The organism is Alteromonas gracilis, from assembly GCF_036870955.2.
In the GTDB taxonomy this organism is placed as follows: Bacteria; Pseudomonadota; Gammaproteobacteria; order Enterobacterales; family Alteromonadaceae; genus Alteromonas; species Alteromonas gracilis_A.
Genome location: NZ_CP145482.2, coordinates 2,099,600 through 2,121,038 on the forward strand (window position 1 = coordinate 2,099,600; position 21,439 = coordinate 2,121,038).

17 protein-coding genes and 1 pseudogene are annotated in these 21,439 nt (G+C 42.1%); 12 read left to right on the forward strand and 6 right to left on the reverse strand.

Features of this window, described 5'->3' with window-relative positions:
- Positions 1–2 precede the first annotated feature (2 nt).
- The 11 genes and pseudogenes from V6N89_RS10265 to V6N89_RS10315 all read left to right on the forward strand — a co-directional run bounded on the left by V6N89_RS10265 (position 3) and on the right by V6N89_RS10315 (position 12,746).
- Positions 3–155 carry a hypothetical protein gene (locus V6N89_RS10265; RefSeq protein ID WP_338517453.1) on the forward strand — a complete coding sequence of 51 codons (153 nt, stop codon included), beginning with the start codon at positions 3–5 and terminating at the stop codon, positions 153–155.
- Positions 156–174: 19 nt separating this feature from the next.
- The gene (locus V6N89_RS10270) at positions 175–663 is read left to right on the forward strand and encodes a hypothetical protein (RefSeq protein WP_346993728.1); all 489 of its coding nucleotides are present in this window, start codon (positions 175–177) and stop codon (positions 661–663) included.
- Between the two features lie 44 nt (positions 664–707).
- Positions 708–2,207 carry a type I restriction-modification system subunit M gene (locus tag V6N89_RS10275; protein WP_338517455.1) on the forward strand — a complete coding sequence of 500 codons (1,500 nt, stop codon included), beginning with the start codon at positions 708–710 and terminating at the stop codon, positions 2,205–2,207.
- Positions 2,204–3,097 carry a hypothetical protein gene (locus V6N89_RS10280; RefSeq protein ID WP_338517456.1) on the forward strand — a complete coding sequence of 298 codons (894 nt, stop codon included), beginning with the start codon at positions 2,204–2,206 and terminating at the stop codon, positions 3,095–3,097. Before V6N89_RS10275 ends, V6N89_RS10280 begins: the two co-directional genes overlap by 4 nt.
- Positions 3,090–4,583: a type I restriction-modification system subunit M gene (locus tag V6N89_RS10285; RefSeq protein WP_346993729.1), complete on the forward strand. Its 1,494-nt coding sequence runs from the start codon at positions 3,090–3,092 to the stop codon at positions 4,581–4,583. Before V6N89_RS10280 ends, V6N89_RS10285 begins: the two co-directional genes overlap by 8 nt.
- Positions 4,584–5,726 carry a restriction endonuclease subunit S gene (locus tag V6N89_RS10290; RefSeq protein WP_338517459.1) on the forward strand — a complete coding sequence of 381 codons (1,143 nt, stop codon included), beginning with the start codon at positions 4,584–4,586 and terminating at the stop codon, positions 5,724–5,726.
- A 3-nt stretch (positions 5,727–5,729) separates the two neighbouring features.
- Positions 5,730–8,793 (forward strand): annotated as a pseudogene (locus V6N89_RS10295) (type I restriction endonuclease subunit R).
- Positions 8,793–10,346 (forward strand): ATP-dependent nuclease, encoded by a 1,554-nt coding sequence (locus tag V6N89_RS10300; RefSeq protein WP_338517460.1) that lies wholly within the window; start codon positions 8,793–8,795, stop codon positions 10,344–10,346. Before V6N89_RS10295 ends, V6N89_RS10300 begins: the two are co-directional and overlap by 1 nt.
- Positions 10,343–11,197, forward strand: a complete 855-nt coding sequence (locus V6N89_RS10305) for an HNH endonuclease (RefSeq protein WP_338517461.1) — start codon at positions 10,343–10,345, stop codon at positions 11,195–11,197. Before V6N89_RS10300 ends, V6N89_RS10305 begins: the two co-directional genes overlap by 4 nt.
- Before the next feature lie 395 nt (positions 11,198–11,592).
- Entirely contained in the window at positions 11,593–12,057 is a 465-nt protein-coding gene (gene radC, locus V6N89_RS10310) for a RadC family protein (protein ID WP_338517462.1), read from the forward strand.
- A gap of 128 nt (positions 12,058–12,185) precedes the next feature.
- Positions 12,186–12,746: a tyrosine-type recombinase/integrase gene (locus V6N89_RS10315; RefSeq protein WP_338517463.1), complete on the forward strand. Its 561-nt coding sequence runs from the start codon at positions 12,186–12,188 to the stop codon at positions 12,744–12,746.
- Position 12,747: 1 nt separating this feature from the next.
- Here V6N89_RS10315 and V6N89_RS10320 read toward each other — a convergent pair whose 3' ends face one another.
- Positions 12,748–13,419: an inovirus Gp2 family protein gene (locus tag V6N89_RS10320; RefSeq protein ID WP_338517464.1), complete on the reverse strand. Its 672-nt coding sequence runs from the start codon at positions 13,417–13,419 to the stop codon at positions 12,748–12,750.
- Between the two features lie 187 nt (positions 13,420–13,606).
- On the opposite strand from V6N89_RS10320, the gene V6N89_RS10325 reads away from it, so the two are divergent.
- Positions 13,607–14,797 (forward strand): hypothetical protein, encoded by a 1,191-nt coding sequence (locus V6N89_RS10325; RefSeq protein WP_338517465.1) that lies wholly within the window; start codon positions 13,607–13,609, stop codon positions 14,795–14,797.
- Positions 14,798–14,838: 41 nt separating this feature from the next.
- Here the strand turns inward: V6N89_RS10325 and V6N89_RS10330 are convergent, their stop codons facing one another.
- The 5 genes from V6N89_RS10330 to V6N89_RS10350 form a co-directional block, all read right to left on the reverse strand.
- On the reverse strand, positions 14,839–16,284 hold the full coding sequence (locus V6N89_RS10330) for a DUF3987 domain-containing protein (RefSeq protein ID WP_338517467.1): 1,446 nt from the start codon (positions 16,282–16,284) through the stop codon (positions 14,839–14,841).
- Between the two features lie 11 nt (positions 16,285–16,295).
- Positions 16,296–16,529, reverse strand: a complete 234-nt coding sequence (locus tag V6N89_RS10335; RefSeq protein WP_338517468.1) for a helix-turn-helix transcriptional regulator — start codon at positions 16,527–16,529, stop codon at positions 16,296–16,298.
- A 254-nt stretch (positions 16,530–16,783) separates the two neighbouring features.
- On the reverse strand, positions 16,784–19,342 hold the full coding sequence (locus V6N89_RS10340; protein WP_346993730.1) for an AAA family ATPase: 2,559 nt from the start codon (positions 19,340–19,342) through the stop codon (positions 16,784–16,786).
- A complete protein-coding gene (locus V6N89_RS10345) occupies positions 19,317–19,982 on the reverse strand; it encodes an ABC-three component system middle component 1 (protein ID WP_338517472.1) in 666 nt (221 codons plus the stop codon). Before V6N89_RS10345 ends, V6N89_RS10340 begins: the two co-directional genes overlap by 26 nt.
- The gene (locus tag V6N89_RS10350) at positions 19,963–21,195 is read right to left on the reverse strand and encodes an ABC-three component system protein (RefSeq protein ID WP_338517473.1); all 1,233 of its coding nucleotides are present in this window, start codon (positions 21,193–21,195) and stop codon (positions 19,963–19,965) included. Before V6N89_RS10350 ends, V6N89_RS10345 begins: the two co-directional genes overlap by 20 nt.
- Positions 21,196–21,439 lie beyond the last annotated feature (244 nt).

Sequence of the window (21,439 nt, forward strand, 5' to 3'; positions counted from 1 at the left end):
TTTTGAGTAAATCTCAAATTGAATCATTAAACGATTTTGCACGCGTTAGATTATCTAAGCACTTTTTTATGCGTGATTTTCTGTTCTCAGAAACGGCTTCAGTGCTTGGCCTAAACAACGTCCCGAACAATAAGGAATTAGCAATCGAGGCTTAGCAAGGGCTTATGTGAGAATGTGCTTGAGCCTATTCAAGCTGCATGGGGGCGAATACACGTACGTTCAGCGTTTCGTAGTGAAGAGGTAAACCAGGCAGGTAATGAAATAGGAGCAAGTTGCTCAACAAACGACAGGAATTACGGTGGGCATATTTGGGATGTAGAAGGAACTGCGGTAGACGGCAATAAATACCCTGGTGCAACAGCCTGTATCGTAATACCTACTTACCTTGAGTATTATGAGCAAACAGGAGACTGGACGTCACTTGCATGGTGGATCCACCATCACATTCCCGCAGTTCGAAATATGTATTTTTTCCCAAAGCTTTGTGCATTCAATATTTCATGGTTTGGATATGCAGACCAACCTAAAACAATTTCGACCTATATCGAAGACCCTAAAACAGGGCATAAAAAGCGAATATTGAATAACAATGTGGTGAGTAATTTTTATAAAGAACTTAAGCCTGAACAGCGTTATGATAAGTGTAAATTACTTATCGGGTAAAACTAACAATATTCAGTACTATACAAATAATTACAAGGTAATAGATGACCCTTATAAAACTAAAAGACTTGGAAGCACATTTATGGCATGCGGCACATATTATTACCGGGCCCATCGATGCTTCTGATTACAAAACATATATTTTCCCTATTTTATTTTTCAAACGTATATGTGATGTGTATGACGAAGAATTTCAAGAAGCATTAGAACAAGTGGGGGATGAAGAGCTGGCCAGAGGCGACATGTTCCACCGAATCCAAATACCTGAGGAATGTCATTGGAAACACGTCTTTAATCGAACAAAAGATGTAGGGCAATCACTCAAAGAAGCTTTCAGGGGGATAGAGTTAGCAAACCCGAAACTACACGGTATATTTGGTGATGCGAGCTGGACCAACAAAGAACGACTATCCGATGAGCTTCTGGCGACCTTGTTAAATCACTTCAACAAGGTAAATCTTGGTGTAGCTTCAGTACGTGATGACGATATGGGGCGTGCATACGAATACCTAATCAAACGCTTCGCGGATAAAGCCAATAAAAAAGCAGGTGAGTTCTATACGCCTCGAACCATAGTTCGCTTAATGGTTAACATTCTAGACCCACGAGCAGGTGAAAGCGTGTACGATCCTGCTTGTGGTACAGGCGGTATGTTGCTAGAAACCATTCATCACGTAAAAGAAAACGGTGGTGACCCACGCCTGCTCAAAATCAAAGGCCAGGAAAAGAACCTAACCACCGAAGCTATTGCTCGTATGAACCTCTTTCTTCATGGCCAGGAAGATTTTGAAATAATACGCGGAGATACACTCCGAGAGCCTAAGTTTATCCAAAGTGACCGCCTCGAAACATTTGATTGCGTTATTGCAAACCCGCCGTTTAGTTTAAAAGAATGGGGTTATGATCTTTGGGCTAACGATCCTTATGGCCGAAAGCAGTATGGTTTAGCGCCTAAAACTAACGGTGACTTTGCTTGGGTTCAGCATATGTTTGCCTCATTAAATGACAAAGGGCGCATGGCTGTGGTCCTGCCACATGGTGTTTTATTTAGGGGCGGAGCAGAAGGTAAGATCCGTACACAGCTTTTAAAAGAAAACCGCATCGAAGCAATCATAGGTGTAGCGTCAAACCTATTTTATGGCACAGGTATTCCTGCATGTATTTTAGTGTTACGCCAATCGCGTCCGGTCAGTCATCAAGATCACGTACTTATTATTAATGCGGAAGAAATCTTCACTAAAGGGCGTGCGCAGAATACTCTCTCAAACGATCAAGCGGACGAGATTTATCAAATCTATCATCATCTAGAGTCCGAAGGCCTCGTAGCAAATGAAATTGAAGGTGTCGCGCGGTGGGTGCAGTTGAGTGAAATAGAAGAAAACGACTACAACCTCAATATAGCTCGCTACGTGCAGAAGCCACTAGAAGAAGAAACTATAACGGTAGAAGAAGCTTTAAAAGAATTTCAAACCAAACTCTCAGCTCTTGAGAAAGCAGAGGAAGAATTAGAAGATTTGCTTATTAAGGAGGGCTTCGAAGTATGAAACTAGAAAAAGCGTATTCTATTGACTTAGAAAGAGACATTACAGCACAAGATGCGGATCATCATTTCGAAAAAGGTTCTATTGTCTCAAAGTACAAATTCGAATGTAGTGACGAAAACTGTTCTGCTCAAATAATCTGTGCAAACTTAAACCGACCTAAAGCACTCAGAAAACGTGACCCGTATTTTAAAGCTGTTGAGGAACACTCAACAGATTGTGAGATAGGGAAGGCAATTCGAGAGCGTCCATCACCTGTGGGAGAGGCAGATAGTCCTTACGGGACAGACGTACCGATCCAAGGACTAGTTAGACTCAATTTGTCAAATCCGCCAGCGGTGAAACCTAAATCATCTAAAGGAGGTTTAAGTGGAGGAGTAATAACAGGAAATGGTCCTAGTCGAGGAAGAGGGCAAAGCGGTGACGGCGAGAGAGTAGTTACCACTACAAAAACATTGAGTAGTTTGGTTTCAGCATTTTTAAATGAGGAAGAGTTTGATATCGAACTACCTGGAAGCGATAGCATTCGTCTAAGTGACCTATTCATAAAGGTAGATGAACAAGATATCAGTTGCTTAGAGGATGATTACCGTATTTATTTTGGTAAGGCGTTTTTCAATAAGCGTAACGACGGTAATGGTTTTTTCGTTAGGTTTGATAAGCCATTACAGAGTGGAGAGTTAATAAAAAGACCAACGTTCTTTATTTCAAATGAAGCAATAGAAGCATGCGTATTAAATAAATTTGAGTTAGCGAAGCTTGAAAGGTTAGCTGATCGGAAGCCTAAAAACATATTTATTCTTACTGATACGGCGCCCGTCCCTAACCCAACTGGCGAATTTATAAACTTTAATCTTGAAGCGCTTCATTACATGGATTATCGAGATGCGTAAAAAGACATTAGAAGACTTGCTATGGGGCGCGGCCGAGTTTTTGCGCGGCCAAATCGACGCTTCAGACTACAAACAGTACATCTTCCCACTGCTGTTTTATAAGCGCCTGTCGGATGTATATTTGGAAGAATACACCGAAGCCTTGGAGATCCATGAAGGCGATGCCGAATACGCCGCCATGCCCATGTTCCACCGTTTTGATATTCCCAAAGAAGCCCGCTGGGAAAAAGTGCGCCACACCAGCAAAAACATTGGTGAGGCTATTCAAAATGCACTGCGTTTAATTGAAGCCAACAACCCCCGTTTACATGGGGTGTTTGGTGATGCCCAGTGGACTAACAAAGAGCGTTTACCCGATCATCTGCTATCCGATCTGATTGAGCACTTCAGCAAAATTCCGCTGGGCATTAAATCGGTTGCTCAGGATGATCTGGGTGAGGCTTACGAATACCTAATCAAAAAATTCGCCGATGACTCCGGCCACACCGCTGCTGAGTTTTATACCAACCGTACCGTCGTGCATTTAATGACGCGCATCATGGGCTTAAAGCCCGGTGAAACGGCTTATGACCCCACCTGCGGCACCGGCGGTATGTTGCTTAATGCGGTAATGGATTTACGCTCTCAGGGCAAAGAATGGAGATCCGTGCATCTCCATGGCCAAGAGGTGAACCTGCTTACCTCAGCCATCGCCCGAATGAATATGTTCCTGCATGACATTGAAGAGTTCAATGTGCTGCGTGGCGACACCCTAGCTGAACCCAAGTTTATTGAAAACGATCAGCTCAAGCAGTTTGATGTGATTTTCGCTAACCCACCATACTCCATTAAAAAGTGGAACCGCGATAAGTTTGCCGCTGACCCTTACGGCCGTAACCTCTATGGCGTACCGCCGCAAGGCTGCGCGGATTATGCGTTTTACACCCATATCATCAAAAGCCTAAAACCCGACACGGGCCGAGCCGCGATGCTCTGGCCACATGGCGTTCTGTTCCGTGATTCAGAGCAAAGCATCCGTAAACAAGTGATAGAGTCCGACATTATCGAAGCGGTGATTGGCCTTGGCCCCAATCTGTTTTACAACTCACCGATGGAATCCTGCGTGGTGGTGCTCAATTGCAATAAGCCTGCTGAGCGAAAAAACAAGGTATTGTTTATCAATGGTTTGGAGAACGTAACTCGCGAGCGCGCCCACAGCCGCTTATCGGATGAGGATTTATCCGTGTTATGCGAGGCCTATTTTACACCAGAGCAGCAAAGTGAAATCACCGCCTTGGTAAATATCGATACCATTAAAGAGAACCTCTACAACCTGTCGATTCCGCTGTATGTGCAGGCACAAAACAATGACGAAGTACACGATATTGAGCATGCCATCGAGGCGTGGAAAGTTAGCCGGGTGCAATTGAAAAAGCAAACCAATAAGTTTTTTAAAAGCCTTGCTGAGCTGGTGTTTGAGACTGAAGTTAGCAAGGTGGAGCAGTAAATGACAGAGCAACAACTACCTGATGGCTGGCAAATGGTGAAGTTTGGCGACATCGCCAAACATATTTCAAAGCGTGTCGAGCCCAGTGAAACCGACCTTGAAATCTATGTCGGGTTGGAGCATTTGGATCCAGATAGTCTGAAAATAAAGCGTCATGGTGTGCCTAGTGACGTTGAAGGACAAAAGCTGTTAGTTAAGAAAGGACAAATTATTTTTGGTAAGCGTCGCGCCTATCAGCGCAAAGTGGCGGTGGCAGAGTGGGACTGTATTTGTTCGGCACATGCCATGGTACTTGAGGCAAACACCAAAAATGTCATACCTAAATTTTTGCCATTCTTTATGCAGTCAGATGTGTTTATGAACCGAGCTGTAGAAATTTCCGAGGGATCACTTTCGCCAACAATCAAATGGAAAGTCCTTTGCGAACAAAAGTTTCCATTTCCAAATAGAAACATACAAGAAAATTTACTCGAAAAACTTAAGAAGATTGAGATCCTATTAGGCTTGGTCAATAATTCTATTGAATCACTCGAAAATGTCAGATCAAAAGTATATTCCAAAATATTTGGTGAGTCGGATCAGAATTGCATGAAAAAAGGGTCGGATGTATTCGACATCTTTGGAGGATATGCACCTTCTAAAATTGAGTTCAACCAGGATGGAGACTTGGCATATTTTAAAGTTGACGACTTCAATAGCAATATTGATCACGCAAACCTAAGAATTCCAAGTGAAAAATTTAATTTTGCAGAACAAAACCAAAAATTAAATATTTTGGAACCTGGATATATTGTTTTTCCGAAGCGTGGTGCTGCAATTTTTAAGAACAGAGTCGGTATTCTTGCTGCAAAAGGTGTTGTAGACACAAATATTATGGCGTTGAGGTGCCGAGAAGTAGAGCCTTTGTATGTAAAAATATTTTTAGAATGGTATGGGCTTCATAACATATCTGACAACTCAGGCATCCCTCAGCTCAATAACAAACACATTAACCCATTAAGTGTTCCTATTCTCGAGGACGGATTGCGTCATATAGTTATTGGTTTTGAGCAGCAATTCAGCAATCAAAAGGTTCTGCTGAACAATAAACATGTTTCATTGACATTTATTAAAAAAGCACTGATAAATCAAACGGTAGAATAAATCATGTTTAACGAACAAACCGTCACAGAAAATGGAATTATTGACCGCTTAAAGGGTTTAAGCGGAGTAAAGTGGACTTACTGCCATGGCGAGAGCCTGCCAAAAAAAGCGCAGGATATCTTTGTCGATGAATGGCTTAAAGATGCGCTTTGTTCGTTAAACCCAGATATCGCCAAACAGCCGGATTATGCGGATGAAGTCATCCATAAGCTTCGAGGGCTGATACTTGAAGCACGTAATACCGGTTTAGTTAAAGCTAACGAAAATTTCCAAGAATGGCTCATGGCGGAAAAAAGCCTCCCCTTTGGTGAGAATGGCGATCACATCACTATTAACCTGCTTGATTACGATAATCTTGATAATAACCACTTTGTAGTAGCGCAGCAGGTGCATTACATCGCGGCTACCGAAGCCTATTTTGACATCGTGCTTTATGTGAATGGTATCCCTTTAGTAGTGGGCGAAGTGAAAACCGCTACCCGCCCGAGCGTTACCTGGCAAGATGGCGCCGCCGATTTTATGGGCGGTAAAAAGCACTATTGGAAGAACGTAGAGCCCTTCTTTGTACCTAACCTGTTGTGTTTTGCCAGTGAAGGCAAAACCTTTGCTTATGGTGCAATCAATGCCCGAGTGAAAGATTGGGGGCCATGGCACAACACAGATCAGCGTGAAGAAATTATGTCTGGAATGGCTTCCGTTTTACAAAGCGCTGAGGGTTTGCTAAATCCAACAACCTTACTGCAATTACTTGAGTCGTTCGCTCTATTCTCAGCGATCAAAACGGGCAAAAACACGCCCCCTAAACGAATTAAAATTCTCCCGCGTTACCCTCAATTTGAAGCTGCTAAGCAGATTGTTGATCGAGTACGTAACGGCTATCCGAAAAAAGGCCTTATATGGCACTTCCAAGGTTCGGGTAAATCTCTATTGATGCTCTACGCTGCAAAGATGCTTCGTGCTGACAATGAGCTTAATAACCCAACCGTATTGGTTGTGGTAGACAGGCGTGACCTGGACAGCCAGATCAATGAGACCTTTGGTGGTGCGGACGTTAAAAACCTAATCAAAGTACGAAGCTGCAAAAAGCTGGGCGAACATATTGAGCAAGATAGCCGTGGCATTTTAATTACCACCATCTTTAAGTTTAAAGATGTGGATATTGATGACAGTAACCCTAACGGCCTCAATAATCGGGACAACATAATTGTGTTAGTGGATGAGGCTCACCGTACCCAAGAAGGTGGTTTAGGCGAGAAGATGCGCTGGGCATTACCTAACGCACACTTTTATGGTTTAACTGGCACACCAATTTCAGGCATTGACCGCAATACTTTCAAGTTATTTGGTGCGGAAGAGGATCCCGGACGCTACATGAATCGCTACAGCTATAAGCAATCGATTCGTGACGGGGCGACCAACCCAGTAAAGTTTGAACCGCGCCTTGCTGAGCTTCGCGTTGATCGCGATGCCATCAACCAAGAATTTGAGCAGCTCGCCGAAAACAATAACCTAGATGAAGAAGAAAAAGCCGCGCTTTCAAAGCGTGCAGGAAAGTTAGCATTAATGCTCAAAGCACCTAAGCGAATGGCAGCTGTAAGTGAAGACATTGCAGAGCATTTTAGTAGTCATGTAAAACCGAAAAAGATGAAAGGTATGGTGGTCGTTTATGACCGTGATGCTTGTGTGCAAATGTACTATTTACTTGGTGAAAAACTTGGATTCGAAGCAGTCGAAGTGGTAATGAATGTCGACCAAGCTCCTGTAAAAGCGCTTGAAGGTGACAAAAAGGATAAGGTAAATAAGGACTGGCGAAAGTGGCATGATGAATTAGAGTTGCCAGTCAAGCAAAGTGACTTTGAAAGATGGCAGCACATTGATGCCGAAGAACAAATTCAGAATAATCTCATCGAAAGTTACAAGGATCCAAAGCATCCACTTCAGTTGATTATTGTTACTGCAAAATTACTAACCTAGTTTTGATGCACCAATATGTTATTGCATGTATTTGGATAAACCTCTTCGTGATCATACGCTTTTGCAGGCGATGTGCAGAACGAACCGCTTATATGAGACTAATGAAACCAGAAAAGATATGGGCCTGATAATTGATTATCTCGGTGTCTTTGAGAACTTAAGGACAGCTCTTGCTTATAACCCGGACGAAATCGATGGTGTTGTTGAAGGCATCGAAGCCTTTAAAGAGCTTTTACCGAGCCAGCTTGAAAGGTGTTTAGCATTCTTTCCAGATGTTGATCGTTCCCTGGAAGGGTTTGAGGGAATAATGGCTGCACAAGAATGCTTACCCACCAATGAAAAACGTGATGAATTTGCTCAAAGCTTTGGGGTTCTTTCAAAACTCTGGTCTGCCATTAATCCTGATGTTTTCTTAAATCCTTATCGCAATGATTACAAATGGCTTGCACAAATTTATGAATCCGTGCGTCCGGTAGGACAAACCGGAGCCCTAGTATGGGCAGCACTTGGTCCAGAGACCGTAAAAATGATCCATGAGCACACAGATATAAACCGAATTCGGGATGATATCGATGAGCTCGTTATGGATGAACATGCTATTTTCACGCTGACTGAAAAGGAGCAAGAGCAACGAGCTAAGCGAATTGAAATCGATCTGATGGGCCGTTTGAGAGGCAGTGACGATCCCAAATTTGTGGAGCTGGGTGAACGTCTAGAAAAACTACGCCAGGATTATGAGTCTGGGGTGATTAAAGCAATAGATTGGTTAAAAGGCCTTTTGGACACTGCTAAGGACACAGTGCAAGCAGAGCGTGAGACCTATGAAAAGATTGTCACAGAAGAAGATAACAAACAGGCATTAACAAAACTATTCTTAGAAACGCGCCCCGAAACAACACCAAAGCTAATCGGTGATGTGGTAGAGCAAATCGATAAAATCGTTAAAGCGACACGGTTCGAAGGCTGGCAAAACTCTAATAGTGGACCCAGGGAAATACAGAAGGCATTGATGTTAACCCTTGCGCAATTTGGTTTGGGTAGAGATAAAGAGCTATTTAAGAAAGCCTACAGCTACATTGAAGAGCATTATTGATGGACTTTTTTGTTATAAAGTACCCTAGTAAAATAAGTACTACGAGAAAGAGCGCTGCATATCTTGTTATTGATAGTTGGGATGATTACAGCTTTTCTACGCTATTCACTCTATTTGTTGTGGATGACGCATTACAAAAGACAGAAATAGGTACAGTTAAAATAGGTTTTCTGGGGCAAGATAGAAAACCAAAACCACAGACATCTGCATTACTCAATGAACCATTTCAACAGTTGGATGACCAATTTTTCTCATTAGGTCAAGATGTAGAATACTACAAGTCTCTTAATTCTTTAGATGAGGAGTTAAAAACTGAAATTCTCACAGCTCTTCGTGACATTCCGTATCTTAATATTCTAGAAGAAGTAGAGAACGAATCAGTTTTCGAAGATAGTTTATTGAGAACTGTGAGTAGGCAATCTATCACTGAACAATTCACTAGAGTGATCAAAGGGGATGCGGCTTTAACTAATTATAACTTCTTATTTGAAATCGTGGGTTCAACTGAGCAAGCAGGTTATAAGCTCGACTTTGATGTTTATGCCGAATCAAAACCAAGCACAAACATTCATGTGATAATTGGAAGAAACGGAGTTGGAAAAACCACACTCTTTCGTAAGATGATTGAGTCTTTACATGTTGGGTACGAGTCGAATGACGCAATCTTTAGAGACACATCTAGAGGAACTGAAAGAGAGCTGCACGATGAATACTTTGGCGGTACGGTCTCTATCGCTTTTAGTGCATTCGACCCTTTTGAGCCGCTAGAGGAACAGCCGTCTAAAGATAAAGGTTCATGCTACTTTTACGTCGGGTTGAAAAAACTATCAATTAATCAATTAGAAGACGGAGAGGATGCTCCACTAAAAACTATCGGTGAAATTAATCAAGAATTTACATCTGCTTTAGGTAATTGCTTTAGTCAAGTTGAAAAAAGAAAAAGATGGTTAAAAGCTATACGGATGCTTGAGTCAGATGAAAACTTTGCGGAGATGCAACTTGGAAGATTAGCAGAGCTGCGCTCAACTAAAGACGTAAAGGAAGCTGCGCTTCATCTAATATCAAGGATGAGCTCAGGTCATACAATCGTCTTATTATCTATAACTCGATTAGTGCAATTGGTTGAAGAAAAAACTTTAGTTTTAATCGACGAGCCTGAAAGTCACCTACATCCTCCACTATTATCCGCCTTTCTAAGAGCTTTAAGCGATTTACTGTACAGTAGAAATGGTGTTGCAATTATAGCCACTCATTCTCCAGTTGTTTTGCAGGAAGTCCCTCGCAGATGTGTATGGAAACTGAACCGAGTAGGACTAGAAATGGGCTGTGATAGACCAGATAGGGAAACATTTGGCGAAAATGTTGGAGTCCTGACTCGAGCCGTTTTTGGATTAGAGGTCTGGAAGTCAGGCTTTCATTCCCTATTGCAGTTAGAAGTTGATACAGGTGGGACGTTTGAAGATATAGTGGGACGTTTCGATGACCAACTTGGAATTGAAGGTAGAGCAGTTCTGAAATCTCTAATCTTGGATAGAGACACCAAGAGCATATGAAACGACTAACGTTGCCAAATATTCGATATGATGATGTATTGGACAAGATAGTCGCCGGGATCACAGGAATACCTGATTTATCCAATAAAGTACGTCAACAGAGTGAAGGCATCTTAAGTGCGAACCAAGAGTACAAGGCGTTGGGTAGGGCTGGTGAGTTGTATACAGTCCCAGCTGTAATCGGTGATGGAAACACCGACGTTGTAGGAACATTAAAGAAGCAGGACTTTCTAAAGCTTTATGAAAACTATTTTGTAAAAAAGTCAAAGCCAGCCAGATGCGTTTATGACAAACTCATGGTTGCAGCAAATGATCATTGTCCATTTTGTGGCGGCATCGGAAGACCCCGTAATTTAGACCACTATCTTCCCAAAGCACTCTTTCCCCAGTTTTCAGTGTCACCCGAAAATCTCATTCCTGCTTGCAGGGATTGTAACATGGATGGTAAAGCAGATGCTTTTGCAAGAGTAGCCGGAGATCAAGTTCTTCATCCATACTTGGATAATGAGAAATTCTATAATGAGCAGTGGATCAGTGCTACTTGCTCTATAGATTTTGACCATATTGGAGTCATTGAATATAAAGTAACACCTCCTGGTCATTGGTCAGACGACGATAAATCAAGAGTAAAAACTCACTTTGAATCATTTGATATCGCTAAAGTATATTCCAGAGAAGCTGCGACAAGAATTACAACATTTGCAACTCAAATTCGACAATTGCTCGAATTAGGTATTACTGAAGATGAAGCAAAGTCGATAATCCTAATTCCAGCTATAGATAACGCACCATTCATTAATCATTGGGAGAGGCTAATGTGTTTAGCCCTCTATGAATATCCACTGATCTGAATTAGAACTGTCCAGTAACTTGTAAATGCTGAGAATTCATTGTTTAGCAGACTAAGAACTTTTACACCTACATCATTGCCAAGCAGAGCCTGTCAAAGGCCTGTTTTTTCGAAAATGATTAGGAGGCGAATTATGCCAATTGCATTTATTGCCGGGTTCATTACCGGTGTGAGTCTTTTTGAATTTCTATTAAAGGAAGGACGCCAATGATGCCCATACCATCAACCAAACCATTGCTTGAGCTTTTTATCACTGGCGTAATCGCCGGGTACAATTGGGCTAAGCGAAGAATACGATAATATTGAACAAGGGACCGCAAGGTCCCTTATGCCGCATCCGTCATTTTTTTGCACCTACATTACCTATTGGCATTAACACCACTTGAGGAAATGACAATGTCAATTAGCCCACGTATAGCCGACACCTATTCTGAAACCGATATTCTGGCCTCTGCCGCTAATATTCTGGAAGAGAAGTTTACGCAATCACCCGCGTTTAGCTCCGCAGCTGAAACCAAGTCCTTTTTGCAGTTCAAGCTCACTTCATTGGGGCATGAGATATTTTGTATCATGCACTTAAACTCACAGCATCACCTTATTGAGTTCGAAGAGCTTTTTCGGGGTACCATCAATGCTGCAGCGGTTTACCCGCGAGAGGTCGTTAAAACAGTTCTCGCGCACAACAGTGCAGCGGTTATCCTGGTTCACAACCATCCCTCAGGCATCGCTGAGCCTTCCCAATCTGACAAAGACATTACGCACAAGCTCAAAGAGGCGCTAGCGTTAATCGACGTGCCTGTACTCGACCACGTTGTTGTAGGGCGTGAGTGCGTCTCCTTTGCCGAACGCGGCTTGTTGTAGTCAGTGGCATCAATGTTCTCAAATTGCTCAAACGGGAACATTGAAGGCCTTTAAAACCAAGGGGGTAGGGCAGCCACTGCCCGCTAACTTCCCAAAATGTCCGCATTTCAATAAAAAAGGAACATACCATGTCAGAAGTCTCGGCAATTAAAGATATAGAGACCATCAAGCTGGTGAGTCTGTTGCTTAAAAAGCGCTATGGCCAGCAGATGGCTGATGTCTGGGATTTGGGGCTTAACCTAGCACTTCGCATCTCAGACTTGCTCTCTATCCAGTTCTCACACATCAGCGGTAACCGCTTAACGGTAAGGGAGAGTAAAACCGGTAAGCAAGCGACCATCTTACTTAACCCCAAAGCGATGGACATCATCAACCGTATCCGACTCGATAATCCCTACCACCTTTATGTCTTTCAATCCCACCGCAGTCGCTATTCGCTCAATAAAACACCACGTCCGCTTACCCGGCGTGCCGTCAGCAAAGCCTTTAAGGAAATAGGCGATGAGCTAGGGCTTTCACTTGGGACTCATAGCATGCGTAAGACACGAGGCTTTCATTTGTATAATGCCACGAATGACCTTGCCAGGGTAATGAAGATGCTGCGCCACTCCTCAGAGGCTCACACGCTTCGTTATATCGGCATGACACAGCAAGACGTTGATACGGATTTTAGAGAGCTGGTGTTGTAGTCTAAACACCGCCAACGAATTGTGGTTTCGGTATACGACTGGTTCCATAGCAGCGAATACCATTACCTCGTGGTTTGGTGGCTACTTTTGCAAGATAGCTGAGGCGCTTATTTAGCTCTGAGATTTGGTAGTTTAAATCTGTTTTGCTTCTATCTAGCATGTAGCTGCAGTAATCTGGAAAGCTTACCAGGCCATCAGTAGGCCATAAAGCACCATCGTTAGAATGCGTATTTAGCGCGCTTGCCCATGCAGCATTCACTTTATTGGATAGACTGTTACTATCTGCAAACTTTCCTAATTTCCAATAAGCGTTGCCATTGAGCAATATACAAATATGGTAGTGGGGCTTGCCACTACCCCCCACCTCTCGAACACGTACAAAGTGCACCTCTGTAGGATGCACATAACCGTCATTATTTCTTTTTTTTGCATAATATTGTGCTTTTATCATTGCTTTGAATGAAGAAAAGAACCGTGTAATAAGATTGGTATCCAGATAGTTGTATCCATCGGGTAGCCTCAGGTCTACCCTAAAGGCAAATACCTTTGAATAGCACCGAAGTGCATACTCTATCAATGCCCAATTACTATCTAAGTATGCTGTGTACATTCCTTCCTCGTTAGGTAGTATTGGAAGGGTTAAATATCGTGTTTGATGTGTAATGTGTTGCATGACTATTATTCCTATGATGCTTATCGCATACCATAGGTAATAAGGTGATCTTATATTATTAATAACCTAGGGCTTTGAAGGGGAATTGAATTCCTGCATGTCTTCCCAGTTAAGGCCTGCAGCTACTCCTTTGATGAAAAAGTCACTCTTATATTATGTCGGTACATTGTTGATGGAGTAGAGGAGCTTGAGATTAAGAAGTATTGAAGAGGTCAAACATCACTTGGCATTACCAACCGATGAGGACGTGTTTCATCTGGCTGAAGACGAGTTGGTAAATATTTTACTTCCAGTGCCAGCAGGTTGTACCGTTTTCGCCATAAACTGTTCTACAGAATATGCCAATTCACAAAAAGTAAAACAGTTCGCATCTTATCGTGACATGGATGAATGCTTTCAAGAGCTAAGCATGATGACTCACTTACTCATTGATTTTCGAACAGCCAAAACATTAAGAGAGGGTAAAAAGGTAGGTCGCTTTTTTTACTCGGGTTATCAAGTGATAGGTGATGATCTTGCTGACGTAGAATCATTTTCTGTTGCATCCTTTCGGGAAGAGTTGAAAACCGAGTTTGCCCAGCTCTACATTTTCGGAGGCATTCAGCGTCAGATGACTCTTCGTTACTATCACGCCCCTCATTCTTTACACGAAATGAAGCATCCACCTGACACTGAGTATATTGCTTTTGTTCTAGTGGACTATGAAATGCTTAAACGCGGCGAAACGATTGAAAAATCTATTTTAAATCCCACGTTTAGAATGGCAGAGGTAAGAGTTGACATAGCTCGCGACATTGAAGAAGAAAAGATTGAAGGGCCGCTTGAACAAAACAGACAGCGGTATCTCAGTGATGAATATGCGACAGCAGGCCTTAAGGTCTTAATAGACGAATGGTTTTACTACTCAGTAGCGGCTGACAAAGACATTGAAAAATATATATCGGGCAGAATTAACCATGTTCGGGCAGCGCTTAAATCAGCTGGCAAAAAAGGTGGTGTTAAGTGCGCAGACTATTTGCTTCGTTTTGCCTTACCGCTTGATGCCAAGAAATTTCCTAAGTTCAAAAATAAAGAAAAGCTTCTCAAGGAACTTGAGGTCGCTGGTGAACCAGCAAATTCTGTTTTCATTGAGATTTGCTTACAATACTTACGAAAGCTGGCCAATGATAGTTCTGGAAGTGACGATGATGCCAAAGACTTAAGATATAAATTTGAAAGTAAAGGATATTTGACTGGGTTAGTGGTGAAGTATTTTGGCTTAGAAAGAACGGTTGCCGAGAATCTTTCTACGATAATTTTTGAATTTGAAAGAGATAATGATGGCGCCAAACAGATTAAGCGCCAATCACAGGGTTCCTCGGACTTTAAAAGGCTATGAAAATAAGGTGCCTATTCCGTGTTACATTATACTAGTACACATTATACAAAATTCAGCGACATCCTTGGCATGTCGACGCCACAGCTCACTCGAAGTGGTGATAAATTAACCATTTCGGGGTTTCTCCCCTCTTTATATAAGTAAATGATCCCTTGCCTTTCCATATCTCGTAGCAGCACATCAATTCTTTTGGTCTCGCGAAGGCTATTCGGACCGTAAGTTCTTACCATGTTTTTTTCAACGCTGTACTCATTGCGTTTTATCACCAATCTTTTTAGAAAAGCTAACAGGGTATCGAAATCTCGAGGATAATCATTGTTAGGACCAAACTTTTCGACATACTGTTTCGAGCAGCTAAGGCAAATTTTAATCGAATCACGCATTGCACCAGCAGTGACACATTTTGACTCAGGGTAAAAAAAGATACTGATGTTTGCTGCAACACGTAGCATGTTTTCTTCTGTTCTTAATGCGTGTGAGCCCATTTCTGCGTAGATTCCTTGTTCGTTCATTTGCCCTCTTATTTTTGATGAGGCAGCTTTAAAGAGTTGCGCCGCTTCAAAGTCTAAGTGCATGTCAATGCGTTTCATATATTTTGATGATTTATCTAGTAACTCCTGAATTCTCCGATCATACTTTTCTTTACCAATGACTTCTGATTTGTTTCCAACATAGCAATTTTGTTCCGGTAACGAATTCTGGATGAAAACCAGCTTTCTCTCGTTATTGCCGCTTTTCATAGCTTTTGATTTGGGCATGATTTCATCGAAGAGATCGCTTTGATACATCTCAAGGGCGCTCAAGCGCGAATCTTTCAGTGTTATCGTATCGCCCTTTCGACCAGTTGAATAGGTTACTGTTTCTCCCTGGTACAATGCGTTTAATAAAGAAGATTCGTCTCGTAATGTTTTGGATATATTGCCGCCCTCGCTTGTCGCAATGGTTGCATTATTCCCATTCAAATGCATACCAACTTTCAGCTGCGTTGCGGTGACCGACTCATATAAAACTCGGGTTCTTTTTGGCTGTACGGGTCTGTTTTTTAGCATCTCCTCAATTTTTTGCGTACTGCTCTCATTTTCATCTTTTTTGTAAACATGTTCTCTTTTTGCTTTCTTGAGATCTAACTCAAATACTTCGTTATGAACTTCAAATTCACGCATTGCGCGTGCATATTCTGACTCCTTTTGTTCTTGCCACTTTTGAACAGGGTCAAATGCAAATTTAAATGCTGTACTTTTCCCCGCAGCAGGTGGAGCAATCGCCATTAATTTCAATGTCAATGGTAGACTTCGGCCACACGGCGAAATAACGTTATAAGCCCCTTGGGTTGATGTAGCTATGGCCGACAATGTTGTTGGCAATATTAATAGTGGGTCGACTCCATTGGCTTCTGCTCCCGAACTTACCAGCTGTGCTAATTCTTTTGTGTCCAAATCAGCGAATGTTTGGTCATCTTCTGTAAGAATTGATGTGTCTTGATACATTTTTATCCTCCTTACGAGACTAATCCTCTTGTCTGTATAACCTTCTTCTCAATCCATTCATCGATTTCGGTCGATAGCCAAGCAACGGCACCTTTGCCTAACTTTATTGGCTTTGGAAAATCAGGATCGTAGCCCCTGGAATTTTTATCTAGCATTGCGTATAGCTTTGCTCTAGAAAAACCCGTTCTTTGGCTAACAACTCTCCATCTTTGAAATTGCTCTTCTTTGTAATTGTTTTTGTTCATGCTTTTTACCTCTCTCGCTAGTACAATTTAAATCTAAGCTGGCGGAAGAGTTACTTTCAAGGAATGGTTACTTTCGGAAAGTAATGAAAGGTTTCGGAAGTAAAAAAATCTGTTTAAAACAGTAGAGTATAATTTTGTTAAGGAGTTGGCTTTTCAGGCCAATGTACAAAGCAATTTTTGATAAATCAGACTTTACACACAAAAAAGCTGCTGCAGCAGCAGAAACAGCAACGAAAAAATTACGACTTATTTTTTTAGCATAAGGTGTACTGTGCAAACGTAGTAGGCTTTGAAATGTCATTGTTGTTGCCGACTAAACCATCCAGAACCAACTTCGTGACTTGCCTTTTCTTGTCTACCCTTGACCTGTTTCCATAATCTGACGGCATCGTACTGATAGCGTACACCTTGAAGAGGCTCAGCTCACCCACATCGGCATCAAGAAAACCTAGCTGTACCAGGCAGCCGCAATCGGCTTTTATCATGTTTCCTTCGCCAAAAGCTGCATGTTGAGCGAACTTGATTTCAAACCTGCTCTGTTGAACCGAGTAGCGCAAATAGGCAGAGATATCGTCCTCATGCGATGAGACAATCAACTGGCAATGTTTGAGTTCACAACGGAGTAGGTCGGTCAAGGAAGCAACGTTGATTTCATCCAAGGATTGCGACGGATCATCAATCAAGATGAGAGGTACGTCAGCATAGACCTTGTTGAGTGAGAGAAAGAAGGCAATACTAAGAGCTGACACTTGGCCAGAACTCATAGACATGATTGCGTCGTGTTCGGACTTCTCGGCAGTTAGAAATCTCAGCTGTTTACCTTCGCGGCTCTCGATAAAAAGGCCCAAACCACGCTGGTAGTTTTGGATCAGTCGGCCACTGTAGATATGGAATATGAGCTCAATTGCAGCAATAGTCTGGTCGGTATACCTTTGCTCCGTTTTCTTCAGTGTGTCGCGGAGCCTTTTGATTTTATCTTGTGCTTTTTGGGCCGCTAGAGTTTCATTTTCGATATGTTTAAGATCGAAAATACAGGTTTGGAGTCTGGCATTTTGAGCCTCGCTAGCTTTAATCGATATGTACTGCTCTTTATCCCTCAAGTCTTCAGCCGTGATTATGTAGAAGTCCTGTAGGTCTTTGAAGGCGCTGCTGGTTGTTTCTCGCCAGTCCTCCGGCAGCGCTAAAGCATCAGCTTCAACCTGTTTTTTATTCCTGAGAATCCCTTTGAGCTTTTCAAGTCGCTCAATTACTACGTCATCACGTTCCGTAAATGAGTCAGTAAATTGAATATTGTCGCTTTTCAGTTTCTTCATTAGCTGGGTTATTGCCGGGAGCCGAAGCTTAATTTTGGTCAATTCTGTATAGAGATTTTGTTCAAATGTAGGCTTGAGAACTTTCAAGCTGTCTTGGATATGGGTGTCGATGAGCTTAAGCTCAGCATTCATGGCGACGATAAGGTTAACTAAGTCCTTACCGTCCTTACTTAGTGATTCAGAGATCTGCTCAGTTCTTGCTTCAATTGCATCTACCATTGATTTGTGATCTTCCCAGTCCGCCCCACAGAGAGGGCACAACTGATCATCGGGATAGGACTTCTTATGTTCGTCAATCAGCTGCCTTTTCAGGCGTTCCAATTCGGCTATGGCGTTCGCATTGGCGCTGCTTTTATCACGGAGGTTGTTTCGGGATTCAATTTGTAACTCAAACCACTCAAGGCGCCCATCCGCCCAGTTTGGTAGTGATTGAGCTTCTTCGACCTTGATCATTGAGGCTCCGCGCTTGATGATAGCCGCTGAACGCTCCAGTTCATCAATCCCCTTCTTGATTGCTTCAAGCCCATCAAGCTTGCTAAGGTCTTTACCGAACTGAGCTAAGCTTCTCAGAGATTCTTCGTTACGTTTGATGTCGGCATCGATTGCCTCATTGTGAACCCTAGTTTTTATTGTGGCTTTGAGCGGTAGAAGGGCAATAATTTTGCGAACTGATTCTTGATAGGCAGCATGATCTACCGCTGAATACGTCGAAAAGATGTTCTCCTTGTCCCATCCAGGCTGGACAACAGTCGTCGAAAGCTTTTTGTACCCAACGATCCCAGCCTCAGCCTGTAATGTGTCTCTTAGGGTGGCTATCTCTTCTTTGAGTGACTCGACTTTTGCCTTACGCTCAGGATCGTTGATGTGCTTTGTAAGTTTACTGTATATGTTGTTGCAGCTTTCGATCTCGGCTTCGATATCGCTGATATTAAAGAGGTTTCCTAGCTTATCCTTACGTTGGTCTACCCTAGTATGCAACAATCGGTTTTGTCCTTGCTCCAGATAGTTAAGGAAGGAGAAGTTTTCCCTGAAATTTTTACCGAAAACTTCGTCAAGGAAATTGTTGTCGCGCAGATTTGCTTTTGTGAAGTCAAATGATTCGAATTCCGGTAGCTCGTAAAGCTTAAAATTTTCATAATTGTCTGCACGATTGTTCGCAGGCTTCTTGAATATTGCCGTTGGACAATGTCTAGCTAAAACAAGTTTACGATCATCATTAGTGAATTCAATTTTAATACAGAGGTCGTTCTCGCCGGAGCGATTATTCCAGAAGAGATTGTCTGCGTAGTTCTTTGTGCGATTACTTAGTAAAGTAGAGAATAGGTTTTGTATTCGACTAATCTGACTAGTAAGCAGTAGTTCGATGGCGTCGAATATGCTTGTTTTGCCATAACCGTTTGGGCCATCGAGAGTTAGCAACGCCGACTCGCCAAGGTCCAAGTAGATATGCTTGAATGCTTTGAAGCTAGAGACTTCAATCTTGGATATTTTCCAGTTCATTTTTAATCATTTCCTTAATAACCTCGTCGGCATTTGCGTTTGTGACTTGCTGAATAGTCGCATACGTATCGCTTCGGCCAGCTTCTGCGACGGCCTCAATTGCTTGCTGCCTCAAGGACACGAGGTTTCCTTGGTGAATAGGTAGCTCCAAGAAAGGAAGCTTGATAAAGGTCTTGGTAGCGAAGCTGTATTGTGAAGCGACAAGAGGATTTTCTTTGTAATTAATAAATTCTTTTTTGTCAGCAATCACAGATACAAGTTTGTCGTAGGTAAAATCAGTGAGAACGCTTTCTTCAGCAATACTGTAATAGAGGACATATTTTTTATAAAAATGTGGATCTTCTTCGATTGCGAAGATTTCTTCTTCTTGATCCTTGAAATCGGCCAGAACGTTAAGGCGATGAATACAAATTAAATCACAGTTTTTCTTGAAGCTTGGATTTCTGAGAAATTCCTTAGGAGCAAGGTTATTTATTCGGTTATTCAACTTGGCTGGGGCAGTAAGATCGTCTAAATTATGTACGACTGCGAACCTAATGGCAGATCCAGACTCGCGAATATAAAAGCTTGTAGTGCCCAGTTCATGTTTGTTCACAAAAGCATGGGCAATAAGCGCTTCATCAATTAGTTGTTTTATCATGCAGTCTCCGCTCGGCATCATCTTTTGTAATTACGCTAATGCATAGTGATTTTGTGATGTTACTTTCGAGATTCCCAGTGGCCAGTCTGTTGTTCAAATCATCTGAGTTTGTGAATTTTGTATTAAAGGTGAATGAGGCTTCTGCTTTACTAGCAATGAGATGATTGTACTCAAAAAGTAGTCTCAGCAGATCATCGTTGTTTTTCATTTCACGAATCATGTCAAACTCACACTCTTCGCTTTCATCTACGTCAAGCGCTGTAGGTACGTAGAACCGGTTTTCGCTATCTAGGTAGTGAGGTAGATGATTGAATATGGGCTCCACTGAAATAACGTGTATGAGCTTGGTATATCGCCTTATGTCGTTCGTCTGAAGAACTTGAAAACGCTCAGATGGTTTCATCATCTGGCATAGGGTTTTTAATTCATTGATGGGAGTATCGCGAATGTGCCCACATAAACGTCTAGCTCTTTCATAAGTGGCATCACTCATGTGTGGAAGTGCCTGATCCAGCATCTGTTCTAGGTATGTTAGGAGTTCAGCCTTTAGCTCAACTGCATAGTAGTCCTTATTTTGATACGGATTTTCGTCCAGAAGAGCATCTAAAATGCTTCTAGCCTCAATACGCCCCTCGTATGCGGCTCTATTCTCTGAAAGTCCCTCAACTTGATTTAATTTATGGGTATGTACTGCCTTGGTGCTTATTTTTTCTGATAATAAACAATAGTTAAAATTTATAAGGTTGTCACTGACAGTGATGGATTGTTTGTCACATATTTTTTTTATGAGTACTTTGGTCAGCTCTTCAATTTCATCCAGTCCGCAATGATAGTTTTCTCCGTAGCGATAGAATTTCACTGTTTCTCCGTTAGCACCTTTGTGATCATCTGTATTTTCTAGCGGGACGGATACGTGGAAGTAACGAGTTGTACCCTTGATTTTGTCGTGTTCTATTAGAGTCGACTGCTCCAACGCCGTAATATAGCCATTACGATATTTGCTAATCCTTGCCTTGACTTGATGGGCGGTGTGCAGCTTTCCACCTTTATAAATAGCGAAGTCGTCGCTACTATCTAGCTGAAGCTCGAAGTCTAGGTCGCCCTCAAATATAAGTTTGAGGGAGTGATATAGTGCAATTTTCCCTTGATAAACAAAACCGCTCCACGAGGATATGGCGCTAGCTGGATATTTCTCATCACCTTCTTGATTCACATGAACTCCTTTCACTTGGATCAACATGATCGATCCTACTGACCGTATTGGGTAGGAAACTGACCTTAATTCAGACGAATAGACAGGTACCAATAGATCTGTAATTCGTTAACTGCGGCTTGTTGTCTTCCTTTTCTCAATAATGGGCTGCTGCTAAATAGAGTATAAGGATACTAAGACTTGTTGATAATATCTAAAATATTATTCGTCAGAATAGTTTTAGCAAATCATGGTAAACCTATTA